The organism is Bacteroides sp. AM32-11AC (assembly GCF_003603515.1).
GTDB lineage: Bacteria > Bacteroidota > Bacteroidia > Bacteroidales > Bacteroidaceae > Bacteroides > Bacteroides uniformis.
The window spans coordinates 289,988-313,928 of sequence record NZ_QTNH01000001.1; the positions used below are offsets into that span (position 1 = coordinate 289,988).

General features: G+C 48.6%; 11 protein-coding genes. 6 read left to right on the top strand and 5 right to left on the bottom strand.

All coding sequences use genetic code 11. From position 1 onward, the window contains the following. Nucleotides 1-274: 274 nt before the first annotated feature. Entirely contained in the window at nucleotides 275-1,009 is a 735-nt protein-coding gene (locus DW800_RS01190; RefSeq protein WP_119957705.1) for a carbohydrate-binding family 9-like protein, read from the bottom strand. After that, nucleotides 1,000-2,082: a phosphotransferase enzyme family protein gene (locus DW800_RS01195; RefSeq protein ID WP_117703801.1), complete on the bottom strand. Its 1,083-nt coding sequence runs from the start codon at nucleotides 2,080-2,082 to the stop codon at nucleotides 1,000-1,002. Before DW800_RS01195 ends, DW800_RS01190 begins: the two co-directional genes overlap by 10 nt. Nucleotides 2,083-2,271: 189 nt before the next feature. Here DW800_RS01195 and DW800_RS01200 point away from each other — a divergent pair, with 189 nt between their 5' ends. The 4 genes from DW800_RS01200 (at nucleotide 2,272) to DW800_RS01215 (ending at nucleotide 12,802) form a co-directional block, all read left to right on the top strand. Further along, on the top strand, nucleotides 2,272-6,345 hold the full coding sequence (locus tag DW800_RS01200) for a hybrid sensor histidine kinase/response regulator transcription factor (RefSeq protein ID WP_117588608.1): 4,074 nt from the start codon (nucleotides 2,272-2,274) through the stop codon (nucleotides 6,343-6,345). Nucleotides 6,346-6,474: 129 nt separating this feature from the next. After that, entirely contained in the window at nucleotides 6,475-8,034 is a 1,560-nt protein-coding gene (locus DW800_RS01205; protein ID WP_117680837.1) for a sulfatase family protein, read from the top strand. A gap of 170 nt (nucleotides 8,035-8,204) precedes the next feature. Then, complete coding sequence (locus DW800_RS01210; RefSeq protein ID WP_005826038.1) at nucleotides 8,205-11,285, top strand: SusC/RagA family TonB-linked outer membrane protein; 3,081 nt, start codon at nucleotides 8,205-8,207, stop codon at nucleotides 11,283-11,285. 26 nt (nucleotides 11,286-11,311) lie between these two features. Next, nucleotides 11,312-12,802 carry a RagB/SusD family nutrient uptake outer membrane protein gene (locus tag DW800_RS01215; RefSeq protein ID WP_034522898.1) on the top strand — a complete coding sequence of 497 codons (1,491 nt, stop codon included), beginning with the start codon at nucleotides 11,312-11,314 and terminating at the stop codon, nucleotides 12,800-12,802. 405 nt (nucleotides 12,803-13,207) lie between these two features. On the opposite strand, the gene DW800_RS01220 is transcribed toward DW800_RS01215, so the two are convergent. Both DW800_RS01220 and DW800_RS01225 read right to left on the bottom strand, forming a co-directional pair. Then, a complete protein-coding gene (locus DW800_RS01220; protein ID WP_117703731.1) occupies nucleotides 13,208-15,853 on the bottom strand; it encodes a glycoside hydrolase family 2 TIM barrel-domain containing protein in 2,646 nt (881 codons plus the stop codon). A gap of 8 nt (nucleotides 15,854-15,861) precedes the next feature. After that, nucleotides 15,862-18,342 carry a polysaccharide lyase family 8 super-sandwich domain-containing protein gene (locus DW800_RS01225; protein WP_117703732.1) on the bottom strand — a complete coding sequence of 827 codons (2,481 nt, stop codon included), beginning with the start codon at nucleotides 18,340-18,342 and terminating at the stop codon, nucleotides 15,862-15,864. A 194-nt stretch (nucleotides 18,343-18,536) separates the two neighbouring features. Here DW800_RS01225 and DW800_RS01230 point away from each other — a divergent pair, with 194 nt between their 5' ends. Next, on the top strand, nucleotides 18,537-19,670 hold the full coding sequence (locus DW800_RS01230) for a glycoside hydrolase family protein (protein WP_008662105.1): 1,134 nt from the start codon (nucleotides 18,537-18,539) through the stop codon (nucleotides 19,668-19,670). A 2-nt stretch (nucleotides 19,671-19,672) separates the two neighbouring features. Next, entirely contained in the window at nucleotides 19,673-20,641 is a 969-nt protein-coding gene (locus DW800_RS01235; RefSeq protein WP_005826046.1) for a tRNA-dihydrouridine synthase family protein, read from the top strand. A gap of 208 nt (nucleotides 20,642-20,849) precedes the next feature. On the opposite strand, the gene DW800_RS01240 is transcribed toward DW800_RS01235, so the two are convergent. Continuing rightward, nucleotides 20,850-23,936 (bottom strand): chondroitinase family polysaccharide lyase, encoded by a 3,087-nt coding sequence (locus DW800_RS01240; RefSeq protein WP_117703733.1) that lies wholly within the window; start codon nucleotides 23,934-23,936, stop codon nucleotides 20,850-20,852. Between the last annotated feature and the right edge of the window lie 5 nt (nucleotides 23,937-23,941).

Below are 23,941 nucleotides of genomic sequence, written 5' to 3' on the forward strand. Positions count from 1 at the left end.
TAATGCTGGAACAAACTGTTCAGTGTTGTGAACTAACGGATTAAGTATATAAAGGGTATTTATTATACTGTTTCTGTAGACAATGGTCTGTCTTGTCCTATAAAAGACGGGGAAAGAAGCAGGAAGCAACCGGGTACGCTCGGAAGGGTGAGGGTAAAATTTGCCCTCACCCTTTTTATTTGCTCTCACTCACCCTTGAAAGGGCGATGAATAGGGAGTTTCAGAAAAGCGGTGATAGTGGTGAGGGCAGGTTGAGTAATTTTTTGTTCTACTACTACTCGAAATGCAGGGTACCGAAGAACTCCGGGCAATGGAAGTTCGGCTTCTCCAGACCTATCGGATTCCAGGAAAGGAAATGGGGAGTCTGGAGCTTGTCACCGCATTTATAAAAATTGGCACGGAGCGTCTTTCCATCCAACGAAGTGATGTCATGCAGGAAGAAAGCGGAATAAGGGATGACCAGGGCCACTTCCCAGGCACACTCACCTACTCTTTCGTCGAAAGCCTCACGTCCCAAAGAAGCCCAACGCTGTACTTTATCGAGCACCTCTTGCGGGGCATGCTGGCGGTTTCCACGTCCGGCACCCGCACCGATAAGCAGCGTTCCGGCACAATTACACTCCATATTGTAGTACACTCCGTCACCGACAGGCACAGAGAAGAACTCTACACACGCATCTTCCCAAACCGGACCGTTATCGTGGCCTGCAACTGCGCGTACACTCGCTTCCCTTACCTTGAAATGCAGCAGAATGGCATCTTCCGTATGCGCTATGCGGAACGCCACATCGGGAGCATAAGGAAAAACAGCCCAATTCACTGTGTTTACAGGCTGAAACGCCACTTTCTCTTCATCCATAAGAGCCGGAACCGACTCTACCGGTATATTGGTCACACTAACTTTCTTTACATTCAATTCTTTCATTTTACTATTTTGGGGATTAATTGCAGACAGCGGCAGCATGCAAAGAGCGGCAGCTATCATCATCAGATACTTTTTCAGATACATGAGTCAATGAACTTTTTCATCTCCGGTGTATGTTCCTCCACACTCTGCAACAGTTTGAACTGAGCTTTGGTACGCACAAGATTGTGCTCCGGATACTGGATTTTATAATAAGTATCACCGTTGATATAATCTGCCAGGAAGCGTACGCACTGCATGTATGGGAACAAGGCAGCCGCATAAGGCAGATTCTCAATCTCTATCGGCAACAGGAAGGACTTACCCGATTCCAGATAGCCCTTGGTAAATGCCCGGAATATTTCCATATTGAAGTTCACATTATCCGGATTCTTGTCGTCTTCCAACCCCGTGTTGGCACCAGAGCGAAGGAAATCACCATAATCGGAGAAGATGAAGCTGGGCATCACCGTATCCAGGTCGATGACACAAAGCACCGTACCGTCTTCGTCGAACATCATGTTATTCACTTTCGTATCACAGTGGCATACCCGTTTGGGCAGTTTGCCTTCACGGAACAAGCGCTCTGCCTTGCACATCTCATCAGCGCGTTTTTCTATCTCATCCAGAAAATACCGCACCTCCTGCACACGTCCTGCCGCATCGGCAGCCACAGCGTCACGGAGTTGCTTCAGGCGGAACTCCATGTTGTGGAAATCGGGAATTGTCTCGCCCAATGTATCTGGAATATCGGCAAGCATAGCCTGGAAGTTACCGAAGGCAGCTCCCGCATAATAGGAATATTCGGGGTTCACCGTTTCGTAAGTCTTGGCACGGGGAATAAAAGTCATGATACGCCAGTAGTTCTCACCGTCATACCAATAGGTTTTCCCTTCGGCCGTGGGGATGAAATGAAGCACTTTACGCTCGACATCGGCCTCTCCTTTCTCTTCCAGCTTCTTACGGATATGCCCGGTCACAGCCTCGATATTGGACTGTAACATCTCTACATTCTGGAAAATGGCATGATTGATACGTTGCAGAACATAGTCCGGCGCATCGGCCTCAGCGGTGGTCACTTTGTACGTATCGTTAATCAGGCCTGAGCCTAAAGGCTTGATTTCACGAACCGTACCCTGCATTTGAAAATGAGATACAATAGATAAAAGGTCTTTCATGATAATAAATGAATTAATTTGTTTACAAAGATACGCCGATTGCCATCTATCAAAAGACAAGTATCGTTCGGCGCGCTTCCAAAATTATACATTTATCCAAACATAACCGCAAAAACTGCCTAATAAATAAGAAGTCTTGTACAAAATATACCTATATTTGTAACTGAAACCTTAAAAACTACCCGAAAAGTGCGAACGTTTATCATCCGGCTGCTTCTTGTTTCAGTAAGCATGATTGCTGCAACCCTGCAGGCGCAGAACATCACCTTCAACCATCTGACAACCGACGACGGTCTGTCACAATTCTCCGTGAACAGCCTTTACATCGATGAAAACGGTGTATTATGGATTGGAACCCGAGAAGGCTTGAACCGTTATGACGGAGAAGACATACAAACTTACAAGCTGCAGAAGAACGACCCTTACAGCCTTTTCTGCAACACCGTGCTGCGCATGGCCGGCAACCGTAACGGAAAAATCTACCTGCTCTGTACGGAAGGAGTAGCCGAGTTCAATCTTGCCACCCAAAGATTCACCACCCTGCTGCAAGGAAATGTACACAGCATATATTACAAAGAGGCCCTTTTCATCGGAAAACAGAATGAAATCTACCGCTATAACGAGCAGACCGGGAACTTTGACCTCTATTACCAGCTTCCCGGAAAAAGTCTGGAAATCTGCTGTATGCATCTGGACAATGGACAAATGTGGATTGGAACGACCACCAACGGAGCATACCGCCTGCAACTGGACAAGAACGAGCTGACCCACCCCATCCTGAAAGGCAACATCACCAGCATATACCAAGACAGCGAAGGCGAGTTATGGATTGGCAGCTGGGAAGAAGGGCTGCACCATGTAAAGACCGACGGAACCATCGAAATCTTTGAATACGACGCAAAGAACCCTTACAGCATCTCTTCCAACTTCGTGCGAGCCTGCTGTGAAGACAATCTGGGAAACATCTGGATTGGGACATTCAACGGATTGAACCGGTATGACAAAAGTACGGGACTCTTCCAGAACCACACTGCCAGTGATGCCCAGAGCGACGGACTGACACACTCTTCCATCTGGTGCATCGTAAAGGACAACCAAGGAACGCTGTGGCTGGGGACCTACTTTGGCGGCGTCAACTACTTCAACCCCGAGTACGAGATATACAGCCGCTATATGTATTCGCCCATCGAAAAGAAGGGGCTGAGCAATCCGGTTGTAGGCCGCACCATCGAAGACAAGGACGGCAATCTGTGGATTGGCACCGAAGGGGGCGGACTGAACTATTACAACCGCCGTACCCGTGAGTTCAAATGGTTCCGCCCGGAAATCGGTCCCAACAGTATTTCCCATAACAACATCAAGGCTCTCTATTATGATGCCTCCAAAGACATCATCTGGATAGGAACCCATCTGGGCGGACTGAACAGACTGGACATACGCTCGGGGCGATTCACACACTACCGCATGGAAGCAGGTAATCCGGAGACCTTGCCTTCCGACATCATCCGCGATATCGCGCCTTACCAAGACCACCTGGTGATAGCCACCCAAAACGGAATCTGCCTCTTCGACCCTGCCAACGGGAAATGCCAACAACTGTTCCAGGACAGCAAAGAAGGCAAAAAAATCAAGATGGTGGCAGATGTCACTTTCGACAGTAACGGTACGCTCTGGATTGCAGCCACGGGCGAAGGTGTGTTCAGCTACCGTTTCGATACCGGCAAACTGACCAACTACCGCCATGATACTGCCGACCCACACAGCATCAGCAACAACAATGTAAACAACATTACCCAAGACAGCAAAGGCAATCTGTGGTTCGCCACTTCGGGCAGCGGACTGGACTTATACCGCCCTGCCAGCAACGACTTCGAGAACTTTGACCAAGCGAAGAACGGCCTTTCCAGCGACTGCATCTACGAGACGCAGGAATCCCCTACCAGCGGCAAACTGCTGCTCATCACCAACGAAGGCTTCTCCATCTTCGACTACCGGCAAAAGGCATTCCTGAACTACAGTGCCGAAAACGGTTTCCCAATGACTGCCGTCAATGAGAATGCCCTTTGCGTGACCCGTGACGGAGAAATATTCCTGGGAGGCACGCAGGGAATGATTTCTTTCCACGAAATGGAGTTGAACTTCACACCAAAACCCTACAAAATCATCCTCTCCCGCCTCATTGTGAACGGAACGGAAATACAAGTGGGAGATGAGACCGGTATCCTGCAGCAAGCCTTGTACTGCACCCCCGAGATTACGCTCAACGCTGACCAGTCCATGTTCAGCATAGAGTTCGCCACTTCAAACTATGTAGCCGCCAACAAAGACGACATCATCTATAAGCTGGAAGGCTTCTCCAACGACTGGAACAGTGCCCGTGGACTGCACAACATCACCTATACCAACCTAAACGCCGGAACCTATAACTTGATTATAAAGCCCAACGGAAAAGACGAGAGCCTTTGTCCGCAAGTCCACCTGACCATACACGTGTTGCCTCCCTACTACAAGACTCCCCTTGCCTATCTTATCTACCTGATAGTGACGGGAATCCTGCTCTGGTATCTGGTGCGTACCTACAAGTCCAGAATCAAGTTGCGGGAATCACTGAAGTACGAACAGAAGCACATCCGTGACGTAGAGGCCCTGAACCAGTCAAAGCTACGTTTCTTCACCAACATTTCCCATGAATTCCGCACCCCGCTGACACTCATCGTGGCCCAAGTGGAAACGCTGATGCAACTCCAGAACTTCACGCCTGCCATATATAACAAGGTACTGGGCATCTACAAGAACAGCATACAGCTACGGGAACTCATCACCGAGCTGCTCGACTTCCGCAAGCAGGAACAAGGGCACATGAAGATAAAGGTAAGTCCACACAACATCGTGAACTTCCTATACGAAAACTATCTGCTTTTCCTGGAATATGCCAGCGCCAAACAAATCAGCCTCTACTTCGAGAAGGAAACAGACAGCCTCGAAGTATGGTATGACCAAAAACAGATGCAGAAAGTGATAAACAACCTGCTGTCCAACGCCGTCAAGCATACCAAGGCGGAAGACAGCATCACCCTCAGCATCAAGACCGAAGGCAGCAATGCCGTCATCCGCGTAACCGATACCGGCAGCGGCATAGATGCCCGGGAAGTGGACAAGATATTCGACCGCTTCTACCAGATAGACCAAATGGACTCTACGGATGCAAGCAAGACGGGTACGGGTATCGGCCTGGCATTGACGAAGGGTATCGTGGAGCTCCATCACGGCACCATCCGTGTGGAAAGCGAACTGGGCAAAGGTAGCAGCTTCATCGTAAACCTGCAATTGGGGAACGCACAGTTTGACGAAGAGCAAATAAATAAGAATGCAGACAGTGTGCAACAAATAGAAATTCCCAAACCGGAAAACGATGCCCTGCTCAAGGCGGAGCTGGAAGAGAGTGCTCCCATCAAACGACTCCCGGATGCAAAAATCCTGATAGTGGAAGACAACGACTCCATCCGCGACATGCTGGCAGGTATCTTCAAGCCCTTCTACGAAGTGCTGACTGCGGCCGACGGAGCGGAAGGACTCGCACTGGTGCGCAGCGAAATGCCCAATATCGTAGTCAGCGATGTAGTAATGCCCAACATGTCGGGAACGGAACTGTGCAAACAGATAAAGAGCGACTTCAACACCTGCCATATTCCCGTGGTACTGCTCACGGCACGTACTGCCATCGAACAGAATATCGAGGGACTGCGCATCGGTGCGGACGACTATATCACCAAGCCGTTCAACACCAATCTGCTGATTTCGCGCTGCAACAATCTGGTAAACTCGCGTATTCTTCTGCAGGAGAAGTTCAGCAAGCAACCACAGGCTTTCGCACAGATGCTTGCCACCAATCCCATAGACAAGGAGATTCTGGACCGCGCCATGACAGTCATTGAGAAACATCTGGACGATACGGAATTCAACGTCAACGTCTTTGCACGTGAAATGGCAATGGCACGCACCAATCTGTTCACCAAGCTGAAGGCTATCACCGGGCAAACTCCGAACGACTTTATCCTGACTATCCGCCTGAAGAAGGGTGCCCTGATGCTGCGCAACAATCCGGAACTGAATATCACCGAAATTTCGGACCGGATAGGTTTCAGTTCTTCACGCTATTTCTCCAAATGCTTCAAGGACATTTACCACGTCAGCCCGCTGGCCTACCGCAAAGGAGAGAATGGAGGAGAGGAAAGTACGGAAGACAGTGAAGAGACATCTTAATATTGTACATCAAGCCATCGCATGATACGGTTTGTACTTTTTCTCCCTTCCCTTGTACTTCCTTATACACCCGATTCCATAAAACCTCTTACCTTTGACCTCAGAATTACAATCTAAAGTCAAAGAACTATGAAGCATTTTTCCCCCTTGTGGTCTCTGATTCCCGGTGCAGCCCTGATAGCGGGATGCGGAAGCCAACCTAAAGACAAGACTTCGGAGCACTCGCCGCAGAAGCCCAATGTAGTATATCTGATTGCTGATGACCTGGGTATCGGCGACCTGAGCTGTTACGGTGCCACCAAAGTAAGCACTCCCAACATTGACCGCCTTGCCGGACAAGGCATGCAGTTTACCAACGCTTATGCCACTTCTTCCACCAGCACCCCTTCCCGCTTCGGCCTGCTGACAGGCATGTATCCCTGGCGACAGAAGAATACCGGCATTGCTCCGGGCAATTCCGAACTCATCATCGATACCGCCTGCGTCACTATGGCCGATATGTTCAAAGAAGAAGGCTACGCCACTGCAGCAGTGGGCAAGTGGCACCTCGGCCTGGGTCCTAAAGGCGGTACAGACTTCAACCACTCCATCAAACCGAACACCCAAGACATCGGCTTTGACTATGAATACATCATCCCCGCTACCGTCGACCGCGTTCCCTGCGTCTTTGTAGAGAACGGACATGTAGTGGGCCTCGACCACAACGACCCTATCACTGTGAGCTACGACCACAAGGTCGGTGACTGGCCCACCGGTCTCGAAAACCCCGAACTCGTCAAGATGAAACCCAGCCAGGGGCACAATAACACCATCATCAACGGCATCCCCCGCATCGGCTGGATGACCGGCGGCAAATCCGCCCTTTGGACAGACGAAGACATTGCCGACGTGATTACAGACAAAGCCAAGAACTTCATCACAGCCCATAAAGACGAACCTTTCTTCCTTTATATGGGTACGCAAGATGTACATGTTCCCCGCGTGCCACATCCGCGTTTCGCCGGCAAGAGTGGTTTGGGCGTACGTGGCGACGTCATCCTCCAGCTGGACTGGACCGTGGGTGAAATCATGCACACTTTGGACAGCCTCGGCATTGCCGACAACACCATTTTTGTATTCTGCAGTGACAACGGTCCCGTCATAGACGACGGCTATCAGGACCAGGCACGCGAACTGCTGAACGGCCATACTCCCATGAAGCACTACCGCGGTGGGAAGTACAGCGCTTTCGATGCCGGTACCCGTATTCCCTTCATTGTACGCTGGCCCAATGGCATCAAACCCGGCAAACAACAAGCCCCCTTCTCCATGATTGATGTATACGCTTCATTCGCCGCCCTGCTGAACCATCCGCTGGAAGCAGGCATCGCTCCCGACAGCCGCGACCAGCTCAACAACTTCCTGGGAACCGATACTGCCGGATGTGACTATATTGTACAACAGAATCTGGACAATACACTCTCCATTATCCAAGGAGACTGGAAATACATAGAGCCCAGCGACAAGCCGGCACTGGAGTATTGGACAAAAATAGAAATGGGGAACGCCCCGCAGCCTCAACTGTACAATCTTTCCATTGATCCGTCCGAAAAAGACAATGTGGCAGAAGCCCATCCGGACAAGGTAAAAACGCTCTCTGCCCTACTGGAAGAGGTGAAGGAAGCAAAGAACCAAAGTGAAAGGGAATAAAAGTACAAGAGTGGTATAGTTCGCAAGTTTTGTACGAATTCGTACTTTTTGCGAACTATTAACTAATGCATTTGTATATTCCATCCCCTACATTTGCGATGTGATTCAACTCTGAAGTGAGTACAAAACAAAGAAACAACCTTTATTAATAACTAATTAAATTAATATTTATGAAACAGAAATCCAGCTTCTTTAAAGCATTAGGTATTATGTTGCTTTCTGTCCTATTTGCCACGCAGGCCAATGCACAGAATCTCACAGTAACAGGTACAGTGACTGACAACTTAGGTCCGGTGATTGGTGCTTCTATCCAGGTGGAAGGAACAAGTAACGGATGTATCACAGACATTGACGGAAACTACACCCTTCCCAATGTTCCGGCAAACGCAACTCTCGTATTCTCCTATATCGGATATCAGACACAAAAGATTGCCGTAGGCGGAAAGACCAAAATCGACGTAAAACTGGCAGAAGACAGCCAATTGCTGCAGGAAGTTGTCGTAGTGGGTTACGGCGTTCAACGTAAGAGTGACCTGACCGGTGCAGTTGCTTCTGTAAAAGCAGCAGATGCATTGAAGAATACCCCGACCGGTAATGTATCCGATGCATTGCAGGGACGTATGGCCGGTGTATCAGTTCTCTCTGGTTCCGGTAATCCTACTGAAGACAATACCATCCGTGTACGTGGTATCAACTCTATCACAGCAGAAACCGGTCCTTTGGTTGTTATCGACGGTTTCATCGGTGGTTCCCTTCAGTCGTTGAATCCTTCCGATATTCAATCTATCGAAGTATTGAAAGACGCATCTGCAACAGCTGTTTACGGTTCTCGCGGTGCAAACGGTGTAATCTTGGTTACTACCAAAAACCCATCCCAAGACAAATTGACCGTATCTTTTAATGCATTTGCCAACATCAAGACTGTAGCCAAGTATGCTGATAATCTTTCTACCTATGAATATGCCAACCTGGTTAATGACTATGGTAAGGAATATTTTGGATACGGCGACAATCACTATTATAGTGCAGAGCAATTAGCAGCCTTCAAGTCTGGCAAAGCAGGTTATGATTACTCAAGAGAAATCTTCCGCAGCCCTGCCGTTACACAGAACTATGAAATGTCTATTGCAGGTGGTGGCGAAAAGACTACTTTCCTGGCATCTCTCCGCTATCAAAACGATGAAGGTATCATCAAGGAGTCAAGTAGCCAAATCTACAGCTGGCGTTTGAAAGTAGATACCAAAATCAAGAAGTGGCTGAAAGCTGGTATGAACATCTATGGTCACTACAGAGAAACAAGTACTCCACGTGTCAATGAATATGATGGTTTAATCCAACAAGCAATGTACTTTCCCAGTACTATTGAACCGCAAGATGAAGATGGAAACTACAATAATTCATTTTTTGAGGGTAGTTCAACTTACAATCCAATGGGGCATATTTGGGAAGCAGACAATGCCAACAAGACAATAAATAATCGTATACAAGGTTATGTCCAGTTTGACATCATGGACGGTTTGAGCTTCCGCTCACAACTGGGAGTTCTGCTTGACAATAGACTAAACACTTCCGTACAAAATGACAAAAGTTACTATGCTTTCAAGAATAGCAATTTATCGCAAGGTCAAGCACGTAGTTACTGGAACACTTCCTGGTTAAACACCAACACATTAAGTTATGTAAAAGAATTTAATGCTAATCATCGTGTCAACGCAACTGCTGTTTTCGAACAGTCTTATGATAATAATTTCAATCATACCGGTACTGCTTATGGTTTGGATTATATTGATAGGATCGGTATAAACAACTTGGCATGGTCAAATGCAGAGCTTGCTACCAATAGCTCCGACCGTGTTATCAATACATTAATGTCAGGTATGTTACGTGTAAACTACGTATTTATGAACCGTTACATGGTTACTGCATCTATTCGCGCAGATGGTTCTTCACGTCTTGTTGATAAATGGAGCTATTTCCCATCTGCAGCTTTGGCTTGGGACTTGAAACAAGAAAGTTTTTTGAAAGACAACAGCTTTATCGACCAATTGAAACTTCGCCTCGGTTATGGTTCTGTAGGTAACCAAGCTGTAGAAGCTTACCGCCCCTATTCCAAACGTACTCCAATAAGAAATAGTGATGGCTCCACCTCTTATAAAGTAGACCGCCCTGCTGCTCCTTACCTAAAATGGGAACGTAACGACCAGTTCAATGCAGGTGTTGATTTTGGTATACTCAACGGTCGCATACGCTTGACTGCCGATTGGTATAGCAAATTATCCAAAGATATTTTGTTGGATCTGGCACAACCAACACACATGGGATTTCCCTCATTGTTGATGAACTCTGGCGAAATCAAGAATACTGGTATAGAGTTCACAATCAGTGCAGACCCATTTACCGGTAAAGGCTTCAGCTGGCATACCGACGTTACTTTATCGCATAATAAAGGAACTTTCAACAGCATACCTACAGCTAACCATCGCCAACAGCAAGCCGGAAGTTTCCAAAATCAATTATTCCAGATGATTGAAGGTGAAAAATTAGGTACATTCTGGGGATATACTTTCGGAGGTATCTGGCAGGAAGATGAAGTGAACGCTCCATTCGTAGACGCCAACGGTCAAACAAATGGCAAAACAAACGGTGAAGTCTATAAAGTCGTAGCTGGTAACTCTAAATATGTAGATACCAATAAAGACGGAGTACTGAATGATGCAGACCAAGGTATCATCGGCTGTGGTCAACCGACATTTAACTGGGGTTGGAACAATAGCTTCAATTACAAGAATTTTGATTTCTCATTCTTTATGGTAGGTTTCCATGGCTTTGATATATACAATGCAACTCATCAAATGGGATTCAATACAGTTTCCGGTCAGAACATGGCTGCAGTAACTCCAATGCGTGACTTCTTGAACCGTTGGACGCCAACCAATACAAATACAGATGTACCGGGTTTCGTACAAGGAGGCACAGAAAACAAAGTATTCAGCAGTCGTTTTGTAGAAAATGGAAGCTTTATCAAGATGAAAAGTATCACCTTGGGTTACACTTTGCCCGAATTAGCCTGCAAATCACTTGGTATCAGCAATCTCCGACTTTATGTTTCCATCCAGAATCCGTTCCATATCACCAACTATTCCGGTCTGGATCCTGAAGCAACAATGGGAAGCCCACTGATACAAGGTGTTGATTGGGGCTCATATCCTAACAGCCGTAACTATCTGATTGGTTTAAATTTTGCATTCTAATGATTTACCTTTTAAACAAGAATAATATGAAAAAATTAGCATATATAGCAACAATAGCCTGCAGTATGTTCCTGACAACTTCTTGTGTAGACCTGACCCAAGAGCCACAGTCTTTCATTACTGATGAAGATTACATTGCCAGCATGGACCTAACAGGTCTTCAACAAGCTGCAACAGGACTTTATAACGATTTATGGAATGGGAACTATGGTTTTAACTGCCGTTTACAACGCATAAATGTATGTGCAGATGATATTACTTATCGTGCGGCAAAAGCAAATAATGAATTGGCCAATTACTATAGACTATCTCCCAATATCACAGCCAACACTGCAGATTTCGATACTACTTGGTCACTATTTTTTGCCGTTATCAACCACTCCAATACACTTATTAATAAGACGGTATTACCGGAAAATGCAGACCAAGCCAAGAAGTTTGAAGAAGTATTAGGAGAAGCTTACTTCCTCCGTGGACTTTCTTATTTTTATTTGGTACGCATGTATGGTGATGTACCCCTAATTCTAGCAGAAACAGACGCTTCAACGTACATGCCGAGAACTGCTGTTGCAGAAATCTATGATCAAGCGATTATTCCTAGCTTGAAAAAAGCAGTAGAAATATTACCGGCAAAAAGTCGCAGCGGCTTCAGCTCTACTCCTTCCAAATGGGCAGCCGAAGCTTGTCTGGCAGACGCTTACATGACAATGGCCGGTTGGCCTTTGAAAAGAGGACAAGAGTATTACTCACTGGCAGCGGCTGCAGCTAAAGACATCATAGACAACTCTGGTTTGTACCTGACCGAAGAATATGCAGAATTGTGGAAAGAAGCCAATAAAGCACAACCCAATGAAGTAATGTTTGCCATCCACCATAATGCGAAGATGAAGACGGCAAGTAACTATGGAAAGTCTTACTACCCCAGCGATTTTGCCCCCAATGCCGGTTGGTCTGACTACTATGCAAACGAAAGCTTCTTTCTAAATTATCCGGATGATGCACGTAAAGAGTGGAATTATATGACAGAATGGGAAACTAAAAACGGTCATGTCACTTATAAAGAAAGTGCCGATAAGCTTCCCGCCATTTCCAAGTATTATGACTATGACAACGGCGCACCCGGTAAGAGTGCCCAAGCTAATGGTATCACTTGTATCTACCGTTACGCCGATGTCCTGCTGATGTACGCAGAAGCTTCCACCCGTGCCACAAACAGTGTAAACGCACAAGCTTTGGATGCCATTCAGAAAGTACAGAAACGTGCCGGTTATGCACAAGACCAGCTGACCACAACTACTGATCCTACAGCTTTCACAACAGCTGTATTCAACGAACGCGGTTGGGAATTCTTTGCAGAAATGAAACGTTGGTTCGAACTTGTTCGTCTGGAAAAGGTAAGTGAAGTTAGAGCCGAGACTTGGAATGGTTCGCTTTTCCAAAGCAACAACCATTATTACTTCCCCATACCTTATCAGCAAATCCGTCTGACACAGTGGACTAATAATGCAGGCTACTAATACTGATAAAAACGTAATAACACAAAACTTCTAACCTTATTTATCAAGAAATCAAATAGACCTTAATCAATTTGATATGTACGAAAGGGAGGGGCCGTGAGGTTCCTCCCTTTTATTTATCAATACAATGTAATACTACCCAAACAACATCCAACTAAATCAGGGAAAAGACATCCAGCTGGAAACTAAAAGCTTCATGCTGAAAACTAACAATATAAGACTATCCCTAATAGATAAAACAACGATATCACTCTATTTCCAATACTCTCATTAGAGCGTGATAGATAGGTATGAAAAAACACCTATCACACCCTAATAAATTTATAATCACATATATACTCCTTTGCGTGATAGCGTGACAGATGTTTTTATTTTTTTGTGTAGAAACAAAAATACCAGTAAATGCTATTTCTTTTCCGTACTTTCAAAGTGGCGTTGCTGCTGTTCCACCTGCTTCATTTCATTGATACGTTCCTGCTCTTCCCTGGCAAGGCGCTCTATTTCATTGAAGTCAATCTCTCCGACTTCAGTTTTTCCAAAGATTTCCGTCTTTTGCGGAACCGGAAGCTCTCTATACAAGGCTACACGTTCCGCAGGCAAAGTAGCCATTTCAATCACTGCCTGGGGATGGAACTGTATACCTGGATGCAAAAGACGTGCTTTTATTTTGATAGTACCTGCTTTCGTTGTTGTACGGATCAGTGCAGGTGCAGTCCCCCAACGACTGACACGGGGATTGGCTTCTACCTCTCTTCCACCGACCAACTCTCCTTCTCCTTCCACCTCAAAAATAACGGTTTCTTGAGAAAGGCGCTTTACATAGCCATCCTTATCGGTAATGGAAGCAATCACCGTGACCATATCCGAACCATTGGCACGCAGGGGCAGTCCAGAATCAACAGTCAGTACAAGCTGTTCATTACGTTTGGAAGGCATATTCTTGGTCCTAGCAACAATCTTGCCATCCAGGAATCCCTCAGCCACAATACTACATTGTTCCGGTTTCCCGGCCCGATGAAGTGCCCGGACATCCACAAAGCTATAAGCACCCTTAAAAACAACGGGAGGATGACGAATCCCCTTCTCCTCCAGCAACGGCACTTGCACAAGGGTGTCTTTTTCGTTCACAATGACACGTACACTATCACAGTTGGTATAAACCACTATATCCTCGGGGGAAAAAGGAGTCATGGCATTAGCTATATACACCATCGGCCCACTATCAGCCTGCTCCAAGTGCAGGTGCGGATCACGCTGGCTCATCATCATGTAATAGGAATACTTTGGCTGACGGAACATATCCATCAGTCCTCCCCAGAAAGGGTCAGGATGATAACCACGCTGGTGGTCAAACGAATGCCACAAGGCACCTCCTATATGCCCCCGAGGAGATTTGTAGAACTGATCAACCGTAAGAGAGCCGCCATAATCCTTGCGGGCATAGTGCTGGGCCTGGCGAATCTGTGGCTCTTCACCCCATTCACGTGCCACACGGCTGTAAGAATTGTGGGAATTCCAGTCATCCACACAGTCACCATACTCCCGGGTAAAGCAGGATTTGCCTGCATTCCGGTAAAACGCCTCGTTCTTGGGGGCTGTATAAACTACATCATATCCCATTGCTCCTTTGCTCTTGTCATCAATGGCAGCATAGCAACCCGGAGCCGGATACTCTTCATGAGTAGCCCGATAGGCATTCTGTGCGAAAGACTCCGGAAAAGCCGTCTCATTAAGTACCGGTTCCCACAGAAGGACAGACGGATGATTACGGTCTCGACGGACCATATTACGGATGTCGGAAAGGATACGTTCTTCAAACACCGGTTCCGGATTCCAGTACTGCCAGCCGGGAGTGGCTACAATAATGAACATGCCCAGTTCATCGCAGGCATCCATAAATGCAGGGTCTTGGGGATAGTGTGCCGAGCGTATAATCCGGAAACCAGCATCACGCATTTTCTTCACGTCCAGCCAATGCAGGTTGTTGGGTACGGCATTCCCGATATAAGCATAGTCCTGATGGCGGTTTACCCCCATCAGTTTGTCTCCGAACGGCTTACCGTTGATATAGAGACCGTCGGCACCGCGAAACTCAATGCTTCGGATACCGATACGGGAAACAACAGCGTCGCACAGCTTGCCGTTAAGATAGACAGAGGTGCGGAGCCGATACAGATTCGGAGTATCGGGATGCCACAAAGACGGATTTCTGACAGTGAGCTGCTGCATGACGTGTCCATCACTTCCGGCAGACAAGCTGAGACTTTTCCTTGTACTGGTCACCTGCTTGCCAACAGCATCCAGCAGGGTTGACTCCACTACCACCCGGCAACCACTCTCTCTATCATTGACGATATGAGTCTTGACATTCACCCGAGCCTTTTGGTCCGACACATCCTCATAGCTGACAAACACGCCTCCCCCAGCCACCTGGCCAGCCTCATTGGCATCGCTTACATGCACGTCACCGGTACAGATAAGATAACAATCACGGTAGATGCCACCAAATACACAAAAATCCATCGTATACTGTTTGCGCCCCGGCGGGAAAGAAGGGTCATCACTGTTATCAGCACATACGGCAACGGTTACCTCATCACCTGGACGCACACCAACAGCAGTCAAATCTATACTCACCGGGAGAAAACCACCGAAGTGCTCCTTTACCTTGTAACCATTGATATAAAAGCAGCTTTTACCCATAACCGCCTCAAAATAGAGGGACAACCGCTTACCTTGATACCGAGTATCGACAGTGAAACGCTTGGAATACCAGGCCGGCCCCTGATAATTGCGAGAACCGCTCGCCTCGGAAGGAACCAGCTGTACGGTATGCGGTAGGTTTACCAGCTCCCACTTGCTGTCATCCAGTTGCAAAGGATCAGCTTTTAAAGGAATATCCCCCCGATGAAAACGCCATCCGGGATTAAAGTCCAATACCTCGCGGCCGGAATTGGGCACCGGATAAAAACTGGCAGCAGAAAAGTGTTCTTGTGCTTGCAGTACACCGATGCAAGCCCAGAAAATAATTAATAAAAAAATCTTTTTCATAATCTATATCATTGATTTGTCATTCTATCCACACGTATTACCGCCGGTTTTCCACAAAGCATCCCCTGCGGCATAGGTACTTTGATTTCCCTTCCATTGAGAACAATCCGAATCCCTTTCAGAGCCGCATTCATGCAAGCATCGGTGACAGAAACCACAATCTCCCCTGCTTCTTCCCTTATCAGCACCGCACACGGGGCAGAAGCGGAAAGAGACAAACCTTCTGCCTGCAAACCTTTATTGCCGGGATACAAGACAGCTTCCACCACCTTTCCATCCATAGAGCAGACCGCCTGCACCAGGGTATCGTTCTGCAATACCCGGAACGGCAGTTCATCCGACGGTATCTGCCGGCCTGCATAAACCACATAGCCATAGGTATCATCAACCGGACGCTGTCCATGATTTGCCCACAGACGGAGGATTCTGGCTTCTGAGGGCAAGCCTTGTTTCTTTTCATTCACCTTGTTCCGCTTCACCCAATCTGTGGGACGAGTCTCGCAAGTAACAAATGCTTCACGGGTATACTCAGGAAGTATCCGATAGGCAAACTTACCTTTCTGCACCAGCCAGAGGGGAGTACCATCTGCCGACAAAAGCGAGTGAGTGCCGGAAGCGACAAGCTCCATTTTTCCCCTTTTCATCGAGAAAACTTCATCCGTCCAAGCCGTCTGGTCGATGGTGGTGCGAATCTCCCCATCCAGTTCAGGACGCTTATTGGTTACGCCCGCACCCAAAGCTACCATGTAATCTCCCAGAATGAAATAAGACTTATATGCCTTGAAGCCATAAAGAACCTCGTTCAAACCCTCACTGTTCCCCTTGTCGTTCACACCCTCTTTCGCAGAAGCGTTCATCTTTTCGAAGATATATCCTGCAACGGCATTACTCCCACCATCCGTAGTACCGGCAGCAAAATTACTCCTGCTGCAATAACCACGCCAATTCTCTACGGGAACCAGTTTGTCCATGCCTTCGCGTGCAGTCACACCCGGGGAAGCGGTGACATCCCAACCGCCCATAATCCGGAAATACTCATCGCCGCTGCGCTGGAACAACGTCATTCCATCCGTCGGATAGAAATTGTAGGCATCAGCAAAACTGGCGGCACTCTCCAGTCCGTCACAACGGACAGAGGCCATATTAATCGTGATATGATAGTCGGGGGTCTTCTTTATCAAGTCGTCGTTGTTGAAGAACCAACGGGTACCGGAATAGATGCCCGGAGCATACTCCTCCATCATGATGCGATTCTTCTTCACCTCTTGCTGCAATTGCAACAGTTCCCGCTGCTCTTCGGGGGTGAAAGAATCCATCCAGTTGCTGATAAGGTTATCCAGCATTCCGGCATAAGGGATAGAAAGCTCTGTGGGATTATATACATACGAGCCACGGTCCAGGCAAGGAAGGCGATATCCCTTATAATAATACCAGGCACCACCACGCAGGAAATTAAGAAGTGCCTGCACATTATCCCGGCCCAGATTCTTGGCCCAGGGAGAGCCTTTCAGCATATTCAGCATTTTAAGTGCATTGGAAGTCCCGTCAATGGGATAGCCCCAAATCAGGCATTGCTTTCCATGTCCCCAACCTGCCCCGTCGGCAGTGAATCCCTCAGTCCAGAAAGCATCGGAATACGTAGTTTGGGAGGTCATACTGATACCGCGCTGGCAAACTTCCGCCAGCAAGTCTATCATAGGAATGGAACGGTACATGGCGGCCACGGGCAATAGGGAACGATAGGCCAATGCATTGCCGCCCACCCACCACACATGGTTGCGGAAACGGGAAATGGAAACTACATTCTCATCGGTTTCGTCGTGGCGGAGAGGTTGGGTCCAAGCTTGTAAGGCAATGGTTTTCAACATATCGCACGCCTCTTGCAGCAATGTGCCGCCTTTCCCACCTTCAGCATCGTCCATCTGTTTCAGATAGCAGAAATAAGTATTGACCGCTGCCGTAGGTATGGCAAAGCAAGATGCATGGAAACGGGGACCGTCATTGGGGCGTCCTGCCTCGATACCGCCGTAATGCAAGATTGCCTTCAGCACTTTACCGGACAAGGCCTGCTCTTCTGTCAGTTCACCTTTACGATAGGCATCCGCTACTTTCCAGATACGGTTGAAGGCATCCGCCACGAACAAGCCTATTTCGGCCTGCGGGTTGGAGTAAGGCTTCTGAAAGGCATTCTCTTTGCGGAATTGCTCTTCCTGCTCCCTTAAACCAGAAAAGATACCGTCGGCAGTGAGTTGTGCCAGACACTCCTGCGCACTCAACCGGGTGTCCAGGGAATGATAACGGTAAGGATGCTGCGCAAAGGAAGCGCGGAAAGCCTTGATGGACTTCTCCTTCTCTGCATCCCCCCGCTGCCGGGCTTCGTTGTAGTAACGGTGATAATTATTGAAAGCAAACTGCGTTTCCTTCTCCTGCGGAAAAGCGGTTGCGGCCAAGCAAAGGCCGAGAATGGTCAGAATAAGGTTTCTCTGCATATTAGAATCGTATTGGTTATTGTATAATGTCCGATTATATTTTCAGCAAATATAATGAAAGGCAGAGGGAAGAAATGACGGCAATCATACAAAACAGATGCAGTTTTCGTACGGAACTGGCTGAGTGCGGCAACAGGCATAAAAAGATTGGCTATCTTTGTTTCATCATAATAACCTTATTAACAACACTCCCCATGAAAAGACATCATCTGCTTTTTCTCTTTGCCGCTTTCATAGCTATAACGTCTTCTGCCCAGAAGCTGGACAATCTGGTAGAACTGAAACAGAAGTCGGAAAACCCACTGTTTCATCACTTGGACAAAGCTCCACGTACACCAGCTTTCGAGTGCGAAGGCTATTGGGCCTGGGGAAGTTCGGTAGTGAAAGGAGATGACGGCAAGTACCATATGTTCGTTTCCCGCTTTCCCAAAAGCTTGCCGTTCCATCCGGGATGGATGGTAGCCTCGGAGATTGTACATGCCGTATCCGAGATACCGCAGGGACCTTATCGGTTCAGCGAAGTGGCCCTCCCTGCCCGTGGTGCGCAATACTGGGACGGACGCTCCACACACAATCCACGCATTTTGAGGCAGAACGGGAAATACTACCTTATCTATATGGGTTCCACCCACCCCTTTGCCGACCCTACTTACGAACAACTCACCCTGAAAAGCCCCTGGTGTACCGTTGCCCGCGCCAACAAACGCGTGGGACTGGCCGTTGCCGACTCGCCCTACGGTCCGTGGAAACGCTTGGACGAGCCCATCTTGAAGACCAAGCCCAATACTTTCTACAGTTTTCTGACCTCAAATCCCTCGCCTATCATTCAAGAAGACGGTTCGGTGATGATGATATTCAAGGGGCGACATTACACGAACGGTTACCTGCACTCGGCCATGAGCCTCGGAATGGCTTATGCTCCTACCATAGAAGGCCCTTATCGAGTGCTGAACAATGACTGTCCCATCTTTGAAGTAGACGGTCAGGGCGAAGCGGAAGACCCTTTCCTCTGGAAAGATGCAAACGGTTATCATGCCATCTTCAAAGACCATGTAGCCAAGTTTACTGGCGAACGGGGCGGAGGCGTCATGGCACATTCCAAAGACGGCATCCAATGGACGGTGGACAAAGACCCGAAAGCCTACTCGCTCACTGTGGAGTGGGAAGACGGCAGCGTGGAGAAGCAAGGACAACTGGAACGCCCCTTCATCCTCTTCGAGGACGGAAAGCCTGCCTACATCTTCTTTGCCACGATGGACGGGCCCGGAGGATTCGAAAATGCATCCCGTTCTTGGAATATGGTGATTCCCATCAAAGATCGGAAGTAAAAATGTGTATCTTTGCAGCCATGAACGAGAACATATTACCCATCCACTTCGCCCCGCTGCAAGGCTACACCGATGCCGTCTACCGGCGGGCGCATGCACGCATATTCGGCGGCATAGAGACCTATTACTCTCCTTTCGTACGCATGGAGCACGGAGAAATCCGGCGGAAAGATGCCCGTGACATTGAGCCGGACAACAACCCGGACCTGCACCTCATCCCCCAGCTCATTGCTCCGGATGCGGACAAGCTGGAGCACATAATGTCCCTTTTCATCGAAAAAGGATACCAGGAAGCGGACATCAATCTGGGTTGTCCTTTTCCGATGCTGGCCCGGCGCCACAATGGCTGCGGCATGCTGCCCTATCCCGAAGAAGTGAAGGCGCTGCTCTCCGAAGCCATCGACCGACATCCCGACATCCGTTTCTCCGTGAAGCTGCGTCTGGGCTGGGAGCAGGCAGAGGAGTGTCTTGCCCTGCTACCGCTGTTCAACGAACTCCCCCTCGCACACATCATCCTGCACCCGCGTCTGGGCAAGCAGCAATACAAAGGAGAGGTAGACCTGGAGGGATTTGAAGCTTTCTACAAAGAGTGCACCCACCCTCTGTTCTACAACGGAGACCTGCATACCGCGAATGATATCCGTTCTATCACCACACGGTTCCCCCGATTGGCAGGTATCGTCATCGGCCGCGGGCTACTCGCCAATCCTGCCCTGGCGCTGGAATACAAGCAAGGAACCCCGATTTCTTCCGATGAAATGGCGAAAAAAGTGGGACAACTACACACCGAGGTCTTCAACGCCTATCAAGAGCTACTGCAAGGCGGTGAGGCACAGCTATTAATGAAAATGAAAAGTTTCTGGGAGTACCTATTGCCGGACGGAGACCGCAAAGCGAGAAAGACCATTCATAAGACCAGCAAACTGGCAAACTATCAGTCAGCAGTAAGCAATCTGCTCGGAACATATTAAACAACCGTTTCCAGTATCTTTCTCTATAGGAGAGAAAGGCTAAGACTCCTATACCGAATACCCACAACACCCGGATGTATTCACCCAAAACATGGGGATGTATTACCCCAAAACATCCCCATGTTTTATAGCACAACACCCGGATGTTATGGGGTAAAACATCCGGGTGTTGTGGGTATTCAGTATCAATGTCTAACCTATACTCTCCCTACCTCTTTAGCTCTACCTCTAAGCTTGCAGCATCCCGGCAAGTAAAGCGCAGCACAGTCTGATTCTTGTCTGCCGACAACACCTTGCAATAGGGCGTCTCGGCAACCTTCCACTGTCCCTTCAAAGTAACGGTTACGGGAATCTCCTGACTCTCATTGTCAGTCCACGGGCGTGAATAGATACTGCGCTCAATACGTTTTCCGTCTTTATCGAAAGCCTCGTCACTCGGACCACGATACAAGGCCAAGTCGGGCTGGGAAACAGTCAGCAGAAGCTTGTCCTTATATTCGCGTATCATGACAAGGCACGATGTATCGGCTTTCTGCAACAATCCACCGTCGGGCAGAGCCTGCGGAGTCTCAAACAAGACGTAAGAAGTAAGACCGTCTGCCGGAGAACGCACAATGTGGGCGTTGCGGTCTTGCCGGAGAATCTTGTAAGTGGGTTTCTTGGCGAATGCCTTCAAAGCGGCGGCATCCGTGTGGGGCAGCACTGCATATTCGTAGGAAGCGCCTTTCGGGGCTTTGCCATGTTGCAATGTCAAGGACACCCAGTCGCCGGAAGTAGGCTTGGTGCTACGCTCGCCTACGGTCACTTGCGGGAAGTTCTTCTCATATCGGGCAGTAGGACGGGAAGCTTTGGAAATGTAATAACCTACGCCGTTGGGGTCTATATAAGTCTGTCCATCACTCTGATAGGACTCCCAGTACCGGCGGGTTTCGGGAGTGGTGGCGGCAAGCTGGAACACGGTGGTTTCCGTTGGATATTCGGTATTTAGGTTTTCGATGTCCGTACCGAGGCATACAATGGTGCCGTCGAAGAAATGGAACGACTTGCGGGCACGGTGAGAACCGTTATACTTATCATGTTCATGCAGCACCATACCGAAGTTACCGTTCAGATGTGCTTGGGACAAACCGCCGGCAAAAGCTTCGTCGGAATAGAGCATCTCCTCCATGCCGGAGAAGGTATCGACATTCAATACCCGGGCACGCAGCTGGTCGAAAGGCAAATGAATGCTCGTGACACCCGGAATACGATTCCAGTCGAAACCGGCCTCCTGCCAGCCACTGGTGGCAAAAGTAACCATTTCATCGGGTTTTCCGGTAAGAATCTGCATGCTGCCATGTGCCAGATAACGGCCATAGAAGTTGGCGGGGAGATAGTGCTCGGCAGCCCAGAGGTAACGGGAATGTCCGCGTACTACGGCAGCCCAGTTGCTGCGACGCTGTACGGATACACAACCGTAACCCAAAGCCAGATTGCCTTGCGGGTCGGGTTCCGGACGGAAGCCTTGGGCTTCGAGCAACTTCTTCATCTCCAATTCGTGGCAGGTAGAAGCCTTCGGCAGATAGTCGGGCGCATTCTTGTCCGGAGCTTCTGTATAGGCAACCAGGCGCAGATAGGCAGCAGCCATTTCGGGGTCATACTTCTGCTTGCCATCCGGCGTACCGGCAATGGCCATCGTGGCATATTGGATAGGTATCAGGCTTCCTCCCCCGTTGGGATGGCGTCCGGACATGGAGAGAGACCATTGCTTCAGATTGCAATAGAAACGCATGGTGAGAAGCACTTTCTTCACCGTCTCGTGTGCCTGCTCGGACAGACGGAACTCGGTACCACTCAGCAAGTAAATCATATTAGTGGCACCGTCCAGACCGCCCACTGCATAGGCAGGATAATTGTTGCAATGATGGAAGCAAGCACCGTCCGGCTTGAAAGAACCGGCCAATCCCGGCGCAGGAAGGCAGCCTTTGTCCAGCCAACGGGAGAAGGAACGCAGGTATTGCAGTTTCTCCGGGGTATCCTCCATAATCAGAATGCTGGCTATGCGGCCTTGCAACTTGGTGTTGAACGTATCTATATCAATACCGTTGACGGCAGGTTCGGGATATACCTCATTGGTGATGGCATACCAGTTGAGCGTACGTACCGCCTCTTCCAGCTTACCTGCCTCACGCAACACGTCCTTCATCAAGAAATAAGCCACAAACAGACCGCGCATACTATATCCGTAATGGTGGATATTCCCCCAGCAACTGCCATAGGCAATACCCTGGTCGGTGGCATTGTCGTACATGGCGATGAATTTCTGCTCCAACTCGTGTTTCAGCGCCGCATCCTCCGCATTGTTGTAGGCGATAGCGACGCGTTTCATCAGGTTGAAATAGTCGCTTATCTCTATCCCCAGTCTGGAGAACATATCTTTGTCCCAATCGGGTACCATACGTTCGTATGCCTCGGAGTGACGTACGAAATAGATAGGACGTCCTGCCACCTTGCCGTTCTTGTAGGTAATCCGATAAAAATCATACTTCTCACGGATGGACTGCATCTCCTTGTCCGAAAGTGCGGAAGGCGTGTAGAGCATGTTGCGGAAACGCTTCTCCATAATCCGTATATCCTGCTTCTGCGCCTCGGTCACGTCTGTCAAAGGAATGTCCGGTTTCCACAAGGAGTGTTCGTAGATAACCAGCCAGTGGTTGGTGGTTCCCTTATTTACAAACGGTACCTGCAAGTCGGCAGTCTGCTGGCGGGCATCCACCTTGCTGGCAGTAATCAGATGGTCGAAAAAGAGTTTCCCTTTCACATCAGGGGCTACAATGCGGATTTCGTCCATCCCTTCTTCCGGGGTGCCTTGCATATCGCGTTCATAACATACCCATGCTCCGCGCCAACCGGTGAAGTTGATGCCAAAAGGAAAAGAGGTGCATACCTTGCCGTCCTTCAGGAACTCGAACCGAATCTGCTTGTCCTGGGCCTGCTCATTGTACACCCATACGATGAAAGCCGAAAGATAGGTGTCTTTCCCCGTCGGGTCTTTCTTCTCAAACTTCAAGTCTTTTTTGATAGACAGTGCGGCACCCGGCTCGAAAGTCCAGCTCAAACTGTGGTCACCATCCCTATAATGTTCGTCGCTAATGCCCAACTGCGAACCAGCTGCCGTAGTGACAAACGCCGGAACCTGCTTCTCCTCAAAAGAAAGCAAGCGCTCATTCTTCACGATTTGTGCATGTACACTGCCCGGCAGCAACATGCAAACGAGCGCTACCGCTCCTATTTTCCATTTACTGAATTGCATCATGTCTG